This window comes from Lelliottia nimipressuralis (assembly GCF_004402045.1).
GTDB lineage: Bacteria > Pseudomonadota > Gammaproteobacteria > Enterobacterales > Enterobacteriaceae > Enterobacter > Enterobacter chinensis.
Map to the genome: position 1 here is coordinate 21,734 of NZ_SOMG01000015.1, position 17,571 is coordinate 39,304.

A 17,571-nucleotide genomic window follows, 5' to 3' on the forward strand; every position below is an offset into this window, starting at 1 on the left:
GGGATCGGAATGCGTAAGCAGTGGCTGGGGATCTGCATCGCGGCAAGTTTACTTGCGGCCTGCACAAGTGATGATGGTCAGCAACAGGCAACCGTCGCGCCGCCGCAGCCTGCGGTGTGTAATGGCCCGAACGTTGAAATCAGCGGCGCCGATCCCGTTTATGAACCGCTTAATGCCAGTGCCAATCAGGATTACGAGCGCGACGGCAAAAGCTACAAAATTGTTCAGGATCCGTCCCGTTTCAGTCAGGCTGGCTTTGCCGCCATTTATGATGCCGAGCCAGGCAGTAACCTGACGGCCTCCGGCGAAGCGTTCGATCCAATGCAACTGACTGCGGCACACCCAACGCTGCCGATTCCGAGCTACGCCCGTATCACCAACCTGGCGAACGGTCGTATGATCGTTGTGCGCATCAACGACCGCGGCCCGTACGGGAATGACCGGGTGATTTCCCTGTCGCGCGCGTCCGCCGACCGCCTGAACACCTCGAACAACTCCAAAGTCCGTATTGACCCGATTATCGTGGCGCAGGATGGTTCTCTCTCCGGGCCGGGTACCGCGTGTACGACAGTAGCAAAACAGACCTACGCCCTTCCCGACCGCCCAAATCTTGACGGCGGAATGGGAAGTGCCTCTTCTCCGGCAGCACCTTCTGAGCCGGGGGGAGAAATTCGCCCGATCAGCAATGACACGCTCCAAAGCGATGATTCAACGGGCGCACCGGTAAAGAGCAGCGGCTTTCTGGGCGCACCGACGACCTTAGCCTCGGGCGTGCTTGAAGGCAGCGAGCCTACGCCAGCCCCTGCTCCTGTTACAGCACCAGCGACCCAACCGGCTCCCGTAACGGCGCCAGCGACCACGCAAAGTGCTGCGGTGGCGGCTCCGGCTGCGGCCAGCGGCAGCTATGTGGTTCAGGTTGGCGCAGTGAGCGATCAGGCACGAGCCAAACAGTATCAACAACGTCTGAGCCAGCAGTTTGGGGTACCAGGACGCGTTGAACAGAACGGCGCGGTGTGGCGTATTCAGATGGGGCCGTTTGCCAGCAAATCGCAGGCAGCGACCCTTCAGCAGCGCCTGCAGAATGAAGCTCAGCTTCAGTCATTTATCGCTGTTGCAAAGTAATTAATCGGCGGTGTCCGAAATGTCAGTTTGTGTAAAACAGATTCACAAACTCATGCTTAAAGTCGGATGCCTGCCTGAATAGCATTTGCTATAGTAAGGCACTTTTTTTAATTCCATCACGGATGTCGTAGTTCTGACCATGAAGACCACTTTTTCTGCTCGTTTTGTGCAGCGCATGGCGCTGACCACGGCCCTTTGCGCTGCTGCGCTCTCTGCAGCTCACGCCGATGACCTGAATATCAAGACCATGATCCCTGGCGTTCCGCAAATCGACGCGGAATCCTACATCCTGATCGATTACAACTCTGGCAAAGTGCTGGCAGAACAGAATGCCGATGCCCGCCGTGACCCGGCCAGCCTGACCAAAATGATGACCAGCTACGTTATCGGCCAGGCGATGAAAGCAGGCAAATTTAAAGAATCGGACCTGGTTACCATCGGTAACGATGCGTGGGCAACCGGGAACCCAGTCTTCAAAGGTTCATCTCTGATGTTCCTGAAACCGGGTATGCAGGTTCCTGTGTCTCAGCTGATTCGCGGCATCAACCTGCAGTCAGGTAACGATGCCTGCGTGGCGATGGCCGATTTCGCCGCCGGTAGCCAGGATGCGTTCGTAGGTCTGATGAACAGCTACGTGACTGCGCTGGGCCTGAAAAACAGCCATTTCCAGACCGTACACGGCCTGGACGCAGACGGTCAGTACAGCTCCGCACGTGACATGGCCCTGATTGGTCAGGCGCTGATCCGCGACGTACCCAATGAGTACTCCATCTATAAAGAGAAAGAGTTCACCTTCAACGGTATTCGTCAGACCAACCGTAACGGCCTGCTGTGGGATAACAGCCTGAACGTTGACGGCATCAAAACCGGTCACACCGACAAAGCGGGCTACAACCTGGTGGCTTCAGCTACTGAAGGTCAGATGCGTCTGATCTCTGCCGTGATGGGCGGTCGTACCTTTAAAGGTCGTGAAACAGAAAGCAAGAAACTGCTGACCTGGGGCTTCCGTTTCTTCGAAACCGTGAATCCACTGAAAGCAGGTAAAGAGTTTGCTTCAGAACCCGTCTGGTTCGGCGACAATGACCGTGCTTCCCTCGGCGTAGATAAGGACCTGTACCTGACCATTCCACGCGGTCGTATGAAGGATCTGAAAGCCAGCTACGTTCTGAACAGCACAGAGCTGCATGCCCCGCTGCAGAAAAACCAGGTTGTAGGTACCATCAACTTCCAGCTGGATGGCAAGACGATCGATCAGCGTCCGCTGGTTGTTCTGCAAGAAATTCCTGAAGGCAATTTCTTCGGCAAAATCATTGATTACATTAAATTGATGTTCCATCACTGGTTTGGTTAAAAATTGAACACTTGAAAGTGTGATTTTGATCCCCATATACTAAGTATCCTGATAACTCCCACCTGACGTGGGAGTTATTCTTTTTGACGTTACGCCGGAGCTGACATGAAAACCAAACTTAACGAACTGCTTGAATTCCCTACCTCATTTACCTACAAAGTAATGGGTCTGGCGAAACCTGAGCTGGTTGATCAGGTGGTTGAAGTGGTACAGCGCCATGCGCCGGGTGACTACTCTCCGTCAGTAAAACCAAGCAGCAAGGGCAACTACCACTCGGTTTCTATTACCATAACTGCGACTCACATTGAGCAGGTTGAGACGCTGTACGAAGAGCTCGGCAATATCGAAATTGTTCGTATGGTACTGTAGTCCCTTTGCGGTTACCCGGTTTGCCGGGTAACCCCTCTCCCCGCTGTGATATACTCCCGCACACCTTTTGTCCCTCGTCTTCGGAGACGCAGTTTTGTATCAGGATAAAATTCTGGTCCGTCACCTCGGGCTGCAACCTTATGAGCCTGTCTCCCAGGCTATGCATGACTTCACTGATTCACGCGATGACAGCACCCCAGATGAGATCTGGCTGGTCGAACACCTGCCGGTATTTACGCAGGGTCAGGCGGGAAAAGCGGAACATTTATTGATGACGGGAGATATCCCGGTTATTCAGAGCGATCGCGGTGGACAGGTCACTTACCACGGGCCCGGGCAGCAGGTGATGTACGTCCTGCTTAATCTGAAGCGCAGAAAGCTTGGCGTGCGTGAACTGGTTACCTTACTGGAACAAACTGTCGTCAACACGCTGGCGGAATATGGTATTGACGCGCACCCACGGGCCGATGCTCCGGGCGTCTACGTTGGGGAAATGAAGATCTGCTCTCTGGGGCTGCGTATCCGTAAAGGCTGCTCCTTCCACGGCCTGGCATTGAATATTAATATGGATCTCGCGCCTTTCCAGCGCATAAACCCCTGCGGCTACGCCGGCATGGAAATGACGCACATGCGCCAGTGGGTTGAAACCGCTACGCCAGAAAATATTCGTCCTGTGCTTTTGAAGAATGTGTTAGCACTACTTAACAATCCCCCGCACGAATATATCCCTGCTTAATATATCGTACAACATGGCTCGCTAATTTGACGAGCCACTGTTTATTTACCGCTTTTGCGCTTTACAATAAACCCCAGATTCTATATTTTCGAAGCGCCCGAATATTACCGTTACATATTATTTAGCCTTAAGCAAGCGCGGCAAACACGGTCTAAGTAACGTGAGTGATAATCACACAACTGTTTGTTTTCGATAAACAAGTGAAACAAAACCAACACTTTACGAATCTCTACAAGCATAATAAATAAATTCAACTATCATTCATATTGTGAATGTATACGGAGTGAAAGCGTGGAGTATAATAATTTACCAGCCAAACGCCTGAATGACTCTGGTGGCGAAGACAAGCCGCAAATTTTTCGGACTTTACGTAATATTGATCTCAATTTACTGACTATTTTTGAGGCAGTATATGTCCACAAGGGTATCGTTAACGCTGCGAAAATTCTTAATCTCACGCCATCAGCAATAAGCCAGTCAATTCAAAAGCTACGTGCTATATTTCCCGACCCGTTATTTATCCGTAAGGGCCAGGGTGTGACACCGACGGCTTACGCCACGCACCTCCATGAGTTCATCAGCCAGGGGCTGGAGTCGATTCTGGGCGCACTGGATTTAACCGGGAGCTACGATAAGCAGAGAACCATCACCATCGGCTGTTCCCCTTCGGTGGGTGTACTTGTGATGCCTGCAATCTTCCAGGCCGTGAAAGAGCATGCGCCACAACTCCTGCTTCGCAATGTGCCGCTCAATGAGCCTGACATTCAGCTTGCCCAGTTCCAGACAGACCTGATTATCGAAAGCGGTAACTTCAGTGCCAGAGCGCTGGGGCAAAATGTGCTCTATGCGGATAACCTGGTTCTGGTGTGCCGCCAGCAGCATCCTGCTCTCAGCGAGCCGTTGACTCTCGAAAACCTGCGCAACTACGATCACTCCTCTTTCATCACCGAGGGGCAGTCTAATCATGCCCTGCGCCAGCGTATTGATGAAATTTTCCCGGAGCGTCAGATCAGCTTCAGTAGTTACAATATGTTCACCACTGCATCCCTGATCGGCAGCAGCGACATGCTGTGCATCATGCCGGCACGCCTGTATAGCCTGCTGCGGAAATGCTGGCCACTGGAAAACATCCCGCTCAGTCAGCTTAATGCGGAATCTATTGAGATTTCACTGCATTACAACAAACTGAGTTTGCGCGATCCGGTTCTGGAAAACGTCATCCGCATTATCCGCCAGGCCTTCTGACAGGTTAAGCCAGCATAAGCCCCTGCGCTATGCAGGGCAAAAGGCACAAAACAACAACTATTTTACAAATTGGCGACGTGGCAGGCTGCTTTAACGACCGTTTCAATGATATACTGCCTGTCGTTCGTTCAAAAATAGTTGATAAATACAACATTCCCTTGAATTGAAACGCTTTCCTTCGATATTCGCAACTGGAACACGCACGCTATGAGTAAACCCATTGTGATGGAACGCGGTGTTAAATACCGCGATGCCGATAAAATGGCCCTTATCCCGGTTAAAAACGTGGCTACAGAGCGCGAGGCGCTGTTAAGAAAACCGGAATGGATGAAAATCAAACTTCCGGCCGACTCTTCGCGTATCCAGGGGATCAAAGCGGCGATGCGCAAAAACGGCCTTCACTCCGTCTGTGAAGAAGCCTCTTGCCCCAACCTTGCTGAATGTTTCAACCACGGTACCGCGACGTTTATGATTCTGGGTGCTATCTGTACCCGCCGCTGCCCGTTCTGCGATGTAGCTCATGGCCGTCCAGTTGCACCTGATGCTAACGAACCCCAAAAACTGGCGCAGACCATTGCTGACATGGCGCTGCGGTATGTGGTTATCACGTCCGTTGACCGTGACGATTTGCGTGATGGTGGTGCTCAGCACTTTGCTGATTGTATTACGGCCATTCGCGAGAAAAGCCCGACCATTAAAATTGAGACGCTGGTTCCAGACTTCCGCGGCCGTATGGACCGTGCGCTGGACATCCTGACCGCGACGCCGCCAGATGTGTTTAACCACAACCTGGAGAACGTGCCGCGTCTTTACCGCCAGGTGCGTCCGGGTGCAGATTATAACTGGTCTCTGAAACTGCTGGAGCGTTTTAAAGAAGCGCATCCGCACATCCCGACCAAGTCAGGTCTGATGGTAGGTCTGGGTGAAACCAATGAGGAAATCATCGAGGTGATGCGCGATCTTCGCCGCCACGGTGTGACCATGCTGACTCTGGGACAGTATCTGCAGCCAAGCCGCCATCACCTGCCGGTACAGCGCTACGTGAGCCCGGACGAGTTTGATGAAATGAAAGCCGAAGCGCTGGCGATGGGCTTTACCCACGCAGCATGCGGCCCATTTGTTCGCTCCTCATATCACGCCGATATGCAGGCGAAAGGCGAAGAAGTTAAATAATGCTGTAATATTCACTTACAGTAATACAAAAAAACCGGCCCCATGAGCCGGTTTTTTTTGCAAGCCCTCAGGCATTGCTGTCACTCTTTGTGAGAAAGCTTGTCCGCCGGGACGTCATCCTCGGCGCTTTTCTTCGCAGCCGCATCATCGTCGTTCATCGCTTTCTTAAAGCCTTTGATGGCAGCCCCCAGGTCACCACCCAGCGTGCGTAACTTCTTGGTACCAAACAGCAGGACGACCAGTGCGGCAACCACCAGCAGTTTGGTAATACTAATCTCACCCATAGATACCTTCTTTACTTAAAACAGGCTGCATTCAGCGCCAAAACCTGATTGTATTAACGGTCATTTAGCGCGTGCACACAATAGCAATCTGTAACAAGGTGAATCAAGCATTGTTGAAAAAAACGTCACAATAATTGCGGTGGCGCAAATCGACGATTGCGGAGAACGGGTAATTGCTGACGCGCAAGCGCAATTCTGTCTGCGTTTATCTCCGCCATCAGCAAAACGGGGGCTTCAGCGGCGGCGGCGATCGTCACCCCCAGCGGATCAACCACCCTGCTTTGCCCGATGTTTTTAGTGCCGCATTCTCCTGAGGCAACGACATAACAAGTCGTATCCAGCGCACGCGCCGCAAGCAGCGTTGACCAGTGGTGCTCTTTTAACGGTCCTTTGACCCACGCGGCAGGCAATACCAGCACGTCCGCGCCCTGTAACGCCAGATGGAGCGCCAGCTCCGGAAAACGCAGGTCGTAGCAGGTCATCAACCCAACCTTAAACCCGTCAATTTCCAGCAGCGGCGGAACACGGTCTCCTGGGTCAACGCGCCGCGACTCCTGAATGCTGAACGCGTCATAGAGATGTAGCTTGGCGTAACGTGCGACAATTGTCCCGCCACGAATAGCCACGAGCGTATTCACCGCACGACCCGGCGTGGAGGGAACATGCACCGTGAAAAGGGTGGTCATCTCGTTGCCGGCGCTCTGGGACAGTAGTTGCTGTAAAAACTCGCCATCCAATGGCTGCGCCGACTTCACCGACAGATCCGGGTCATTATCGTCCCTCGCCAGCAGCGCCTCAGGGAGAACTAACAGCGACGCCCCCTTCTGCCGGGCCTGCATCATCAGGTTGACGCATTTAATCGCATTCTCACGCCAGTCAGGCGTGACCGCAAATTGCCCTACCGCAACATACATATTTGTCCCCTCATCATAAACGGCGTTAAACTCGTCACTCTTACAATCAAATAGCAGGTATTAAGCGTGTTACAACTACTTTTAGCCGTTTTTATTGGTGGGGGAACGGGTAGCGTTGCGCGATGGTTTCTGAGTATGCGGTTTAATCCCCTGCATCAGGCGATTCCTATGGGGACTCTTGCCGCAAACCTGATTGGTGCCTTTATCATTGGCATGGGACTGGCCTGGTTTAACCGAATGACGCACATCGACCCAATGTGGAAGGTATTGATTACGACCGGTTTCTGCGGCGGGTTAACCACCTTTTCCACATTCTCTGCCGAAGTGGTGTTTCTCTTTCAGGAAGGCCGTATCGGCTGGGCGCTGATGAATATCGCGATTAACATGCTCGGTTCCTTTGCGATGACGGGGATCGCATTTTGGCTGTTTTCCTCTGCCAGTACGCATTAACAGCCTGAACGTTAATGTTGGCTTAATTTTTCTCTGTCACTCTGAGTGTAATACTGAACGAGGGTGACAGAATGAAACAGAGTCTGATGAGCGCAGGAATGGTATTGTTGAGCGTGCTGATCGTTGCCAGCTTCCTGAAAATGTATCTGCTTGGCTGATTGAAAACGAAAAAAACCCGCTCAGTGAGCGGGTTTTGAAATTCTTGCTGACGCGTCTGAATTACAGAGCGATTACGTTAGCAGCAGAAGGGCCTTTGGCACCGTTAGTGATTTCGAACTCTACACGCTGACCTTCAGCCAGAGTTTTGAAACCATTAGACTGGATTGCAGAGAAGTGTACGAACACATCTTTGCTGCCATCTTCAGGAGTAATGAAACCGAATCCTTTGGACTCATTAAACCACTTAACGTTACCTTTAATCTTAGACATCAAAATTACCTTTACATTAAAAAACGACACAAATGCTGTGTCGGTTACCAGTACATCAATTGTGGGACCTTTTGTCCAGCGGATCTTTGATAAAAAGTGACTAAAGTCGCGTTAATTATCACTGGCAGATTTTTATCGTTTATGAATCAACGACTGCGCATTTTTTCACCATCATGTAAAGTTTTTTCAGTTAAAACTGAAAACGCATCCAGGCGAAGTAAACGTTACCGTTGTTATAGGTGCCCGGGATGTAGGTCATCTGGAACGTTGCAGGACCGTATCCAATCGAGGCCAACGGCAGCAGCACTGGAATCGGGATATAGTTCCAGTTGTCACGTGCAGTGACCCCAGCGGTATAGCCCAAACCGATGTGGAAGTTCTCGTCCGCTAACGGTCGCCAGGTTTTCTCCCAGCCGTAACCCCCAATCGGTTCCCATTTATTAAACGAGTCTTTAAAGGCCATCAGATAGATGCCGTGCCAGTTTCCCTTTTCATCCCAGCGCGACTGGCCAAAACCCGCGCCCCAGGGACGCTCGTTGTATTTATCTGTTTTCTCTTTGTCATAAGCAAAACGCGCATGCCACGTTATCGCCGGAACATAGAGGTCATAGTGTTCAGGAGCCGTCCAGGTTTGGGATACATTATCTGTAAAGGTTGAGAACCAGCCTTTATCTGTCGCGTTGTCCCCTGCCTGCGCAACAGAAGAAAACGTTAACTGCCCAAAAATAAACAACAAAATAGAGAAAAATGTATTACGTGCGATCACAATGCAATTACCATTCTTAGTATTCGAGGCAAAGTTTACCATAAAATAGTTGAATCAAGGCTTAACGGCATCGGCGTTATTCCTAATTATCCACCCTTTTTTCGGGAATATTCTTAATAAATTCTGACAACAAGTCCGAATAATCACATTAAGAGTGTGCCTTTTATCGTTTAACCTTCTTTATCAATAACATGCAAAATCACACAAAACATTAACAATTTGTTATCATTATAAGGACATATCGTGCTATTTCTGACGGTCAAGATCCTCATGACATAAATGTATGGGTTATGGCAAAAACACGATTGTTCTGTTCTCTAGTCGTCTGTTTATTGATTTTAATCAGCAAGAACAGCCCATTTATTGGGCACATTTCATCCTTCTTTTTTTATTGATTTTTTGTGCTCCAGTGCAGCAAAGATACAGGGGAAATCATGCTTACGTTAATCGAACTCCTTATTGGAGTCGTCGTCATTGTCGGTGTCGCACGCTACATCATTAAAGGCTACTCGGCCACGGGCGTATTATTTGTTGGCGGGTTAACACTGCTGATTATCAGCGCAATAATGGGGCATCAGGTATTACCTGCCAGCGCAACCAGTACGGGTTACACCGCAACTGATATTGTTGAATACATTAAAATATTGCTCATGAGCCGCGGTGGTGACCTGGGTATGATGATCATGATGCTGTGCGGTTTTGCGGCCTACATGACCCATATCGGCGCCAATGACATGGTGGTTAAACTAGCCTCGAAACCCCTGCAGTACATCAACTCGCCGTATCTGCTGATGGTCGCCGCCTATTTCCTCGCCTGCCTGATGTCGCTGGCCGTGTCGTCAGCAACCGGACTTGGCGTACTGCTCATGGCCACGCTGTTCCCGGTCATGGTGAACGTCGGTATCAGCCGCGGTGCGGCAGCGGCAATTTGCGCGTCTCCGGCAGCCATTATTCTCTCCCCGACCTCTGGCGACGTTGTGCTGGCAGCAAAGGCTGCGGAGATGTCCCTCATTGACTTCGCCTTTAAAACCACGTTGCCGATCTCGATTGTTGCCATTGTCGGAATGGGTATCGCGCATTTCTTCTGGCAGCGCTATCTCGATAAGAAAGAAAACATCAGCCATGAAATGATGGATGTGAGTGAAATCACCACGACGGCTCCCGCGTTCTACGCCATTCTGCCGTTCACGCCGATTATCGGGGTGCTGATTTTTGACGGAAAATGGGGTCCACAGCTGCACATCATCACCATTCTGGTCATCTGTATGCTGCTGGCCGCCGTACTGGAATTTGTGCGCGGCTTTAACACGCAAAAAGTGTTTACGGGTCTGGAAGTGGCGTATCGCGGTATGGCGGATGCCTTCGCTGGCGTGGTTATGCTGCTGGTGGCAGCAGGCGTCTTTGCTCAGGGTTTGAGTACGATCGGCTTTATCCAGAGCCTCATCTCCATTGCCACCTCGTTCGGCTCGGCCAGTATTATCCTGATGCTGGTTCTGGTAGTGCTCACCATGCTGGCGGCCATGACCACCGGCTCCGGTAATGCGCCGTTCTACGCATTCGTTGAGATGATCCCAAAACTGGCCCACTCCTCCGGTATTAACCCGGCATATCTCTCCATTCCCATGCTGCAGGCCTCAAACCTGGGTCGTACCATTTCGCCGGTATCGGGTGTCGTCGTTGCCGTTGCCGGGATGGCGAAAATCTCGCCATTTGAAGTGGTAAAACGCACCTCAGTGCCCGTTCTTGTGGGGCTGATTATCGTGATTATCGCCACGGAAGTGCTGGTTCCCGGCGCAGCCTAAGCTAAATTACTGATATCCAAAAAGCGCCTGCGGGCGCTTTTTGTGCTTTAATAACTTCCAGAAATTAATCGTGTTCATTCGATCAGGAAATCATATGTTCAGGAAGGATATCGTTATCCCATCTGGCGCAATGGCGCTTGCCCTCTGTGTCTTCTCCACGCAGGCCGAACCGCTCAAGGCAACGCAGTATGGCGATTTCGATCGCTATGTGCTGGCTCTGTCCTGGCAAACCGGGTTTTGTCAAAGCATGGTCGAGCGCAACCGCAATGAACCTGACGAGTGTCGCCTGCAAAAAGAGGCCGAAAATAAAACCGATTTTCTGACCGTGCACGGATTATGGCCAGGCCTGCCGAAATCTATTGCCGCACGCGGCGTGGATGAACGTCGCTGGATGCGCTTTGGCTGTGCCACGCGTCCGATCCCGAACATGCCGGAAGTGAAGGCCAGCCGCAAATGTGCCGCCGCCGAAACCGGACTATCGCTTTCCGGTGCCGCAAAGCTCAACAGCGTTATGCCTGGCGCGGGCGGTAATTCCTGCCTGGAACGTTACGAATATGCCAAACATGGCGTCTGCTTTGGTTTTGATCCCGATGCCTATTTCGGCACCATGGTGCGGATGAATCAGGAAGTTAAAAACAGCGCGATCGGTAAATTCCTCGCCGATAACTATGGGAAAACCGTCAGTCGTAGTGACTTTGACAGTGCCGTTGCCAAAACCTGGGGCAGGGAAAATGTCAAAGCGTTCAAGCTGACCTGCAACGGCAATCCGGCTTATCTGACCGAGATGCAAATTTCGCTGAAGGCAGACACCATTAATAATCCGCTTTCAGCAACGTCGTTTGCACCGCAGCCACATCCGGGTAACTGCGGAAAACAATTCGTGATTGATAAAGCCGGTTACTGACTCACTGTCGGACGTACCATGTCAAACCGGTTTTCGTCGCTGATGCCGTAGTAAGCCGTCGGCCCACCCGCACGCAGGATGGGCTGCGCTTTAGCCGTCTGGTATATCCCCTCTTCCAGCAGCGTTTCGGCAATATGGATACCGACCACTTCCCCCAGCACCAGCCACGTATCCACCGGCGTACCGTCGGCTCCGGTAAGCTGAATGCACTGCGACAGGCGGCACTCAAAATTCACCGGACTTTCTGCGACACGGGGCGCCTTAACCAGCTGGCTGGCCGCTGGCGTTAGCCCGGCAAAGCTAAATTCATCCCGGTCGTGGGGAAGCATTGCAGAGGTTTGGTTCATGGCTTGTGCGAGATCGCGCGTCGCCAGGTTCCAGACAAACTCTTTTGTTTCGGTAATATTACGCACGCTGTCCTTCCAGCCGTTACTGGAAAAACCGATGATCGGCGGACGATAGTTAAAGCAGTTAAAGAAGCTATAAGGTGCGAGATTCAGCTGACCGGCGTTATCGCATGAGGAGATCCAGCCGATCGGGCGTGGACCAATAATGGCGTTCAGCGGGTCATGCGGCAGGCCGTGTCCCTGAGACGGTTGGTAGAAGTACATAGTTCTCTCTCGTTGGTGGGCAACGCCCTGGTTCAGGATCTCAGCGTAACGCAATCCGCCAGGAATGCAGACTGAATAAATTTCAGCGAAAATTCATATGGACCATGAATGTGACCTTCATCACTTCAAACTTGCGCGCTCAGCCAGTATCATCGGGAGAGTTAAACCCTCGCTGCCAGACGGCGAGGGTTTTCTTTTGGATTGGTTTCTGCGTGACACGCAGCATTAACGACATGGAGTAAAAATGTCCAGACCTACAATTATCATCAATGAGCTCGACGCAGAACGTATCGACAGGCTGCTGGAAAAAGCAGAATTTGCCTCACTTCCGGTGGCCGACGCCCTGAATGAAGAGCTTGACCGGGCGCAGATGTGCACCCCTGAGTCGATGCCGCATGACGTGGTCACCATGAACAGCCAGGTAAAATTCCGCAACCTGACCACCGGCGAAGAGCTGACCCGTACACTGGTTTACCCGTCGCAGATGACTGACAGCAGCGCACAGCTTTCTGTCCTTGCTCCTGTGGGTGCCGCACTGCTGGGGCTGCGCACGGGTGATACCATCCACTGGGAATTGCCGGGCGGCGCCTCTGCCCATCTGGAAGTGCTGGCGTTGCTTTATCAGCCAGAAGCCGCGGGTGATTACCTGCGTTAACCTCTTCTGAACAAGCGCCCACCCGCTTTGCACAGAGGATGCTGCCGCATCCTCTTTCCGCAAATTCACCCCATTTTCCTATATCGCGCGAAAAGACCTTAATCCACGCTTAATCTGTTTTGGTGCCGCGGGGACGGTCATGAGTGAGATACTGGCTATCACACTTATTTTTCTGATTTTTGTGGCGATTATCGTCACGGCCGTGATCTACCTTGAACGCCACTGGTGAATGCGCATCCTCACCCCTTCCTGGAAAAGCTTTGCGGGAAAAGCGCTCTTTTGAGATTTATCCTGGCGAGACAGGAAAACTGCCGGGGAGCTTACAGAAACCATTTATATTTTGTGGTTGAATGAGTTCAGCGTTTATAAACAAGGAGAAACGGGTATGTATCAGAGAATCATTATGCCGGTTGATGTTTTTGAGATGGAGCTGAGCGACAAGGCCGTACGCCATGCGGAGTTCCTGGCGCAACAGGACGGTGTCATCCATCTTTTGCACGTCCTGCCGGGTTCCGCCAGCTTGAGCCTTCACCGCTTTGCAGCCGATGTGCGTCGTTTCGAGGAGCACTTGCAGCACGAAGCGGAAACTCGCCTGCAAACCATGGTCAGCCATTTCAGCATCGACCCTTCACGCATCAAAACGCACGTCAGATTTGGCAGCGTACGCGATGCGGTAAACGAACTGGCGAACGAGCTGAAAGCAGACGTGGTGGTCATCGGTTCGCGCAACCCTTCCATTACTACGCATCTGCTGGGGTCTAACGCCTCCAGCGTCATCCGCCACACCCACATACCGGTGATGGTCGTAAGATAAAAAAAGAGGCCACCTTACGGTGGCCTCTTGCTATTGCAGGTGTCGTCTTACTTTCTTTTATTATGCGGTTTTGGTGCGGATCAGATAGTCAAACGAACTCAGAGACGCCTTCGCACCTTCGCCTGTGGCAATGATGATCTGTTTGTACGGCACGGTGGTACAGTCGCCCGCCGCAAATACGCCCTTCACGCTGGTTTCGCATTTCGCATCGATGATGATTTCGCCCATGCGGTTGCGCTCAATCGCCCCTTCCAGCCAGGTGGTGTTTGGCAGCAGACCAATCTGCACGAAAATCCCCGAAAGCTGAACGCTGTGAACGTCGCCACTCACGCGGTCGCGGTATTCCAGCCCCGTCACTTTGCTGCCGTCGCCCTTCACTTCCGTGGTCTGCGCGTTCAGCACGATATCGACGTTTTTCAGGCTGCGCACTTTATCCTGCAGAACCTGGTCGGCTTTCATTTCTGGAGCGAACTCCAGCAGGGTGACGTGTTCAACGATGCCCGCGAGGTCGATAGCCGCTTCCACGCCGGAGTTACCGCCGCCGATCACCGCCACGCGCTTGCCTTTGAACAGCGGGCCGTCGCAGTGCGGGCAGTAGGTCACGCCTTTAGTGCGATACTGATCTTCACCCGGCACGTTCATGTTGCGCCATTTCGCGCCGGTGGCAATGATAATGCTGCGTGCTTTCAGCACCGCGCCGGAGGCGGTTTCAATCTGGTGTAAACCGCCCTCAACCGCAGCCGGCACCAGCTTGCTGGCGCTCTGGCTGTCGATCACGTCCACGTCGTAGTCGCTGACGTGCGCTTTCAGTGCGCCAGCGAGCTTCTGGCCTTCGGTTTTCGGTACAGAGATGTAGTTTTCAATGTCTACGGTATCGAGCACCTGGCCACCAAAGCGTTCGCCCATCAGGCCGGTACGGATACCTTTACGCGCGGAGTACACCGCTGCCGCCGCACCCGCAGGGCCGGAACCGACAATCAGGACATCATACGCATCACGTTTGTTCAGCTCTTCCGCGGCACGCTTTTCAGCGCCAGTATCCACTTTAGCCACAATTTCCGTCAGGGTCATACGGCCCTGGCCGAACTCTTTGCCGTTCATGTAGACCGCCGGAACGCCCATCACGTTGCGATCGGTGATTTCATTCTGGAACGTACCGCCGTCAATCGCCGTATGCTTAATGCGCGGGTTCAGGACCGACATCAGGTTCAGCGCCTGCACCACGTCCGGGCAGTTGTGGCAGGAGAGTGAATAATAGGTCTCAAACTCAAAATCGCCGTCGATATCGCGGATCTGCTCCAGCAGCGCCTGCGCCTCTTTTGACGGGTGACCGCCGGTCCACAGCAGCGCCAGCACCAGCGACGTAAATTCATGCCCCAGCGGCGAACCGGCAAAGCGCGGTCCCTGGTCAGAGCCTGGGTTAGTTATCAGGAAAGAAGGCTTACGAACTGCCAGCGTATTATCTTCTTTGAACGTCACTTTCGGTGACAGTTCAGCGATCTCTGCCAGCAGCTCCTTGATTTCTGCCGATTTCGCGCTGTCGTCCAGCGTGGCAATCAGCTCAACAGGTTTGGTCAGTTTCTCAAGGTACGCCTTGAGCTGGGTTTTCATCGTAGTGTCGAGCATTGTTCTTCCCTCTCTTAAAACGTCATCATGCAAGCTGCCTTATACGGGCTGCCTGAATGCAACTTGCATCATGGTGCTGGAATGAAATGGGCGCGGGGGGCGCCCATTGATTGCCGGGTGGCACTTCGTTTACCCGGCCTACGATACTGTAGGCCTGTGCAAGCGCAGCGCCGCCAGGCTTTACAGACTTAGATCTTGCCGACCAGGTCTAAAGATGGAGCGAGAGTCGCTTCGCCTTCTTTCCATTTTGCCGGGCACACTTCGCCTGGGTGAGAAGCCACATACTGAGCCGCTTTCACTTTACGCAGCAGGTCAGAAGCATCACGGCCGATACCTTCAGCGGTAACTTCGATAGCCTGGATAATGCCCTGCGGGTCAACGACGAAGGTCGCGCGGTCTGCCAGGCCTTCATCTTCACGCATGTTGTCGAAGTTACGGGTCAGGGCGCCAGTCGGGTCACCGATCATCGCGTATTTAATTTTGGCGATGGTTTCAGAGCTGCTGTGCCATGCTTTGTGCGTGAAGTGGGTATCGGTAGACACAGAGTAAACGTCTACGCCCAGCTTCTGCAGTTCGTCGTAATGGTCTGCCACGTCACCCAGTTCAGTCGGGCAAACGAAGGTAAAGTCAGCAGGATAGAAGAAGAACACGCTCCAGCGGCCTTCAGTATCTTTCTCAGTGACTTCGATGAACTCACCGTTTTTGAACGCCTGGTTTTTGAAAGGTTTAATTTTGGTATTAATCAAAGACATCTGTACTTCCTCCGTGTTTTCGTTGAGATGTAAGGTAACCAACTTTGTTCATCGGGGCTAATGCGTATGCTTTATCAAATCAATCAGCCAAACCTAACAACCCGAACAAGACACCGTTGTGAACCGAATAAACAAAAGCCCGAAAGTAAAAAGGCCGCCCTGGTGGGCGGCCCTGATACCTGAACTTTCCACAGGAACTTTCAGTGCCGGTAATACTACCGGCGTTGCGTTGCGCTCTACATACCTTTATATCAAGGTCGTAACAGCCTATTGATTACAACACCCGTACTGACGCAGGGCAATGGATGCAAGGGGTAATCTTATCTATGGCTGTGATAGGTTTTACCAAACGGTGCAGGTGGCGTCATCGTCATCGCAACCGGGCATTAAAAATAGAAATGCGTGATAATTCCTTGTCGATATATAAATTAAACTATTTTTATTCAATTTTATTTTCTCTTTTAAAGATAAAAATACCTTAAGCATTATTGAAGCTCTATTTCATTAATCTACGTTCGTGATATATTAAGCTGGTTTTCAATAACAATTAAGTTAGTTAACTATCATGGATGGTAAATAGTTAACTTAGTTCTATAGTTATCAGTGATGTGATAACGCACCGCAGCGCACTCAGGATGAAACATGGCAAATCTTTACGACCTCAAAAAATTCGATCTCAACCTGCTGGTCATTTTCGAATGTATCTACCAGCACCTGAGCATCAGTAAGGCAGCAGAAACGCTCTACATTACACCGTCGGCGGTCAGTCAATCTCTGCAGCGGCTGCGCAACCAGCTCAGCGATCCTCTCTTTATACGTTCGGGAAAAGGCATTACCCCCACCACGGTGGGCGTCAATCTTCACCATCATCTTGAGCAAAACCTCAATCAACTTGAGCAGACGATTAACATCATGAATGCGTCTGCGCTACAAAAGAATTTTGTCGTTTATAGTCCTCAGATCCTGACAACGGATAATTTGCTTTCCCCGCTTAAGCTATTGATGAGAAATCATAATTATCAGATTGAGCTTCACGATATGCTGCTGACTGCTGATTCCGCAGAAGACCTGCTGGCGTACCGTAAAGCGGATCTAATTTTCTCTATGGCGGCGGTTAACAACCGTTCTATGATTTGTGTCCCTTATGCAACCTATTCCATGCTGCTGGTATGCAGTCAGGATCATCCGCGCATGAAAGAGGTGGCTACGATGGAAGAGCTGCAGGAGGAGAAATTTACGATATTCCTCAGCGATGAACCCGGCGTGAAGAACTACCAGTCCATGGCGGCAAAAGTGCACGCAGAAAAAAACATCGGTTTTCGCTGTGACTCCATATTCACCCTTCTCGCGATGATCAGCGCCTCACATTTAATCGGCTATGTGCCAGAAGTCCTGTATGAAAAATACAAAGACGTACTGAGATTAAAAAAAATAGATGCGCCTTTTACGCTTCCACCTCTGGAGGTGTTTATGATTTATAACCGCTCAGCGCTTAACAGTTCGGTTTTCTCGACCTTTATTGAACAAATTGCAGAAAAATAATGATAAAAGGCTGTGTTTCCCACAGC

20 protein-coding genes are annotated in these 17,571 nt (G+C 51.5%); 13 read left to right on the forward strand and 7 right to left on the reverse strand.

The window, feature by feature from the left end; all coding sequences use genetic code 11:
• Positions 1–9: 9 nt before the first annotated feature.
• The 6 genes from rlpA to lipA all read left to right on the forward strand — a co-directional run bounded on the left by rlpA (position 10) and on the right by lipA (position 5,996).
• Positions 10–1,122, forward strand: a complete 1,113-nt coding sequence (rlpA, locus tag E3U32_RS08665; RefSeq protein ID WP_134348448.1) for an endolytic peptidoglycan transglycosylase RlpA — start codon at positions 10–12, stop codon at positions 1,120–1,122.
• Positions 1,123–1,261: 139 nt separating this feature from the next.
• The gene (gene dacA / locus E3U32_RS08670) at positions 1,262–2,473 is read left to right on the forward strand and encodes a D-alanyl-D-alanine carboxypeptidase DacA (RefSeq protein WP_014069323.1); all 1,212 of its coding nucleotides are present in this window, start codon (positions 1,262–1,264) and stop codon (positions 2,471–2,473) included.
• A gap of 105 nt (positions 2,474–2,578) precedes the next feature.
• Positions 2,579–2,842, forward strand: coding sequence for a DUF493 family protein YbeD (gene ybeD, locus E3U32_RS08675; protein ID WP_006177135.1), 264 nt, complete (start codon positions 2,579–2,581; stop codon positions 2,840–2,842).
• 94 nt (positions 2,843–2,936) lie between these two features.
• Complete coding sequence (gene lipB, locus E3U32_RS08680) at positions 2,937–3,578, forward strand: lipoyl(octanoyl) transferase LipB (RefSeq protein WP_134348449.1); 642 nt, start codon at positions 2,937–2,939, stop codon at positions 3,576–3,578.
• A gap of 291 nt (positions 3,579–3,869) precedes the next feature.
• Positions 3,870–4,823 carry a YbeF family transcriptional regulator gene (locus E3U32_RS08685; protein WP_134348450.1) on the forward strand — a complete coding sequence of 318 codons (954 nt, stop codon included), beginning with the start codon at positions 3,870–3,872 and terminating at the stop codon, positions 4,821–4,823.
• Positions 4,824–5,030: 207 nt separating this feature from the next.
• Positions 5,031–5,996, forward strand: coding sequence for a lipoyl synthase (lipA, locus tag E3U32_RS08690; protein WP_134348451.1), 966 nt, complete (start codon positions 5,031–5,033; stop codon positions 5,994–5,996).
• Between the two features lie 80 nt (positions 5,997–6,076).
• Here lipA and tatE read toward each other — a convergent pair whose 3' ends face one another.
• Positions 6,077–6,280, reverse strand: a complete 204-nt coding sequence (tatE, locus tag E3U32_RS08695) for a twin-arginine translocase subunit TatE (RefSeq protein WP_023310742.1) — start codon at positions 6,278–6,280, stop codon at positions 6,077–6,079.
• Between the two features lie 125 nt (positions 6,281–6,405).
• The gene (locus E3U32_RS08700) at positions 6,406–7,194 is read right to left on the reverse strand and encodes a deaminated glutathione amidase (protein ID WP_134348452.1); all 789 of its coding nucleotides are present in this window, start codon (positions 7,192–7,194) and stop codon (positions 6,406–6,408) included.
• Positions 7,195–7,260: 66 nt separating this feature from the next.
• Between E3U32_RS08700 and crcB the strand changes: the two genes are divergently transcribed.
• Positions 7,261–7,644: a fluoride efflux transporter CrcB gene (crcB, locus tag E3U32_RS08705; RefSeq protein WP_134348453.1), complete on the forward strand. Its 384-nt coding sequence runs from the start codon at positions 7,261–7,263 to the stop codon at positions 7,642–7,644.
• Positions 7,645–7,863: 219 nt separating this feature from the next.
• Here crcB and cspE read toward each other — a convergent pair whose 3' ends face one another.
• Together cspE and pagP are read right to left on the reverse strand one after the other, a co-directional pair.
• Positions 7,864–8,073 carry a transcription antiterminator/RNA stability regulator CspE gene (gene cspE / locus E3U32_RS08710; protein ID WP_002439184.1) on the reverse strand — a complete coding sequence of 70 codons (210 nt, stop codon included), beginning with the start codon at positions 8,071–8,073 and terminating at the stop codon, positions 7,864–7,866.
• 190 nt (positions 8,074–8,263) lie between these two features.
• Positions 8,264–8,881 carry a lipid IV(A) palmitoyltransferase PagP gene (gene pagP / locus E3U32_RS08715; protein ID WP_134348454.1) on the reverse strand — a complete coding sequence of 206 codons (618 nt, stop codon included), beginning with the start codon at positions 8,879–8,881 and terminating at the stop codon, positions 8,264–8,266.
• A gap of 392 nt (positions 8,882–9,273) precedes the next feature.
• Here pagP and dcuC point away from each other — a divergent pair, with 392 nt between their 5' ends.
• Positions 9,274–10,641: an anaerobic C4-dicarboxylate transporter DcuC gene (gene dcuC / locus E3U32_RS08720; RefSeq protein WP_059310813.1), complete on the forward strand. Its 1,368-nt coding sequence runs from the start codon at positions 9,274–9,276 to the stop codon at positions 10,639–10,641.
• A gap of 94 nt (positions 10,642–10,735) precedes the next feature.
• Positions 10,736–11,545, forward strand: a complete 810-nt coding sequence (gene rna / locus E3U32_RS08725; RefSeq protein ID WP_134348455.1) for a ribonuclease I — start codon at positions 10,736–10,738, stop codon at positions 11,543–11,545.
• Here the strand turns inward: rna and E3U32_RS08730 are convergent.
• A complete protein-coding gene (locus E3U32_RS08730; protein WP_134348456.1) occupies positions 11,539–12,156 on the reverse strand; it encodes a flavin reductase family protein in 618 nt (205 codons plus the stop codon). The genes rna and E3U32_RS08730 overlap by 7 nt on opposite strands.
• Before the next feature lie 244 nt (positions 12,157–12,400).
• Here E3U32_RS08730 and rnk point away from each other — a divergent pair, with 244 nt between their 5' ends.
• The 3 genes from rnk to uspG all read left to right on the forward strand — a co-directional run bounded on the left by rnk (position 12,401) and on the right by uspG (position 13,625).
• The gene (rnk, locus tag E3U32_RS08735; protein WP_032641735.1) at positions 12,401–12,811 is read left to right on the forward strand and encodes a nucleoside diphosphate kinase regulator; all 411 of its coding nucleotides are present in this window, start codon (positions 12,401–12,403) and stop codon (positions 12,809–12,811) included.
• Positions 12,812–12,950: 139 nt separating this feature from the next.
• Positions 12,951–13,040: a small membrane protein YldA gene (yldA, locus tag E3U32_RS23745; protein ID WP_286164258.1), complete on the forward strand. Its 90-nt coding sequence runs from the start codon at positions 12,951–12,953 to the stop codon at positions 13,038–13,040.
• A gap of 156 nt (positions 13,041–13,196) precedes the next feature.
• The gene (gene uspG / locus E3U32_RS08740; protein WP_023310731.1) at positions 13,197–13,625 is read left to right on the forward strand and encodes a universal stress protein UspG; all 429 of its coding nucleotides are present in this window, start codon (positions 13,197–13,199) and stop codon (positions 13,623–13,625) included.
• A gap of 60 nt (positions 13,626–13,685) precedes the next feature.
• On the opposite strand, the gene ahpF is transcribed toward uspG, so the two are convergent.
• The gene (ahpF, locus tag E3U32_RS08745) at positions 13,686–15,251 is read right to left on the reverse strand and encodes an alkyl hydroperoxide reductase subunit F (protein ID WP_134348457.1); all 1,566 of its coding nucleotides are present in this window, start codon (positions 15,249–15,251) and stop codon (positions 13,686–13,688) included.
• Positions 15,252–15,439: 188 nt separating this feature from the next.
• A complete protein-coding gene (ahpC, locus tag E3U32_RS08750) occupies positions 15,440–16,003 on the reverse strand; it encodes an alkyl hydroperoxide reductase subunit C (protein ID WP_008501015.1) in 564 nt (187 codons plus the stop codon).
• A 642-nt stretch (positions 16,004–16,645) separates the two neighbouring features.
• On the opposite strand from ahpC, the gene citR reads away from it, so the two are divergent.
• A complete protein-coding gene (citR, locus tag E3U32_RS08755; protein WP_134348458.1) occupies positions 16,646–17,545 on the forward strand; it encodes a DNA-binding transcriptional repressor CitR in 900 nt (299 codons plus the stop codon).
• Positions 17,546–17,571 lie beyond the last annotated feature (26 nt).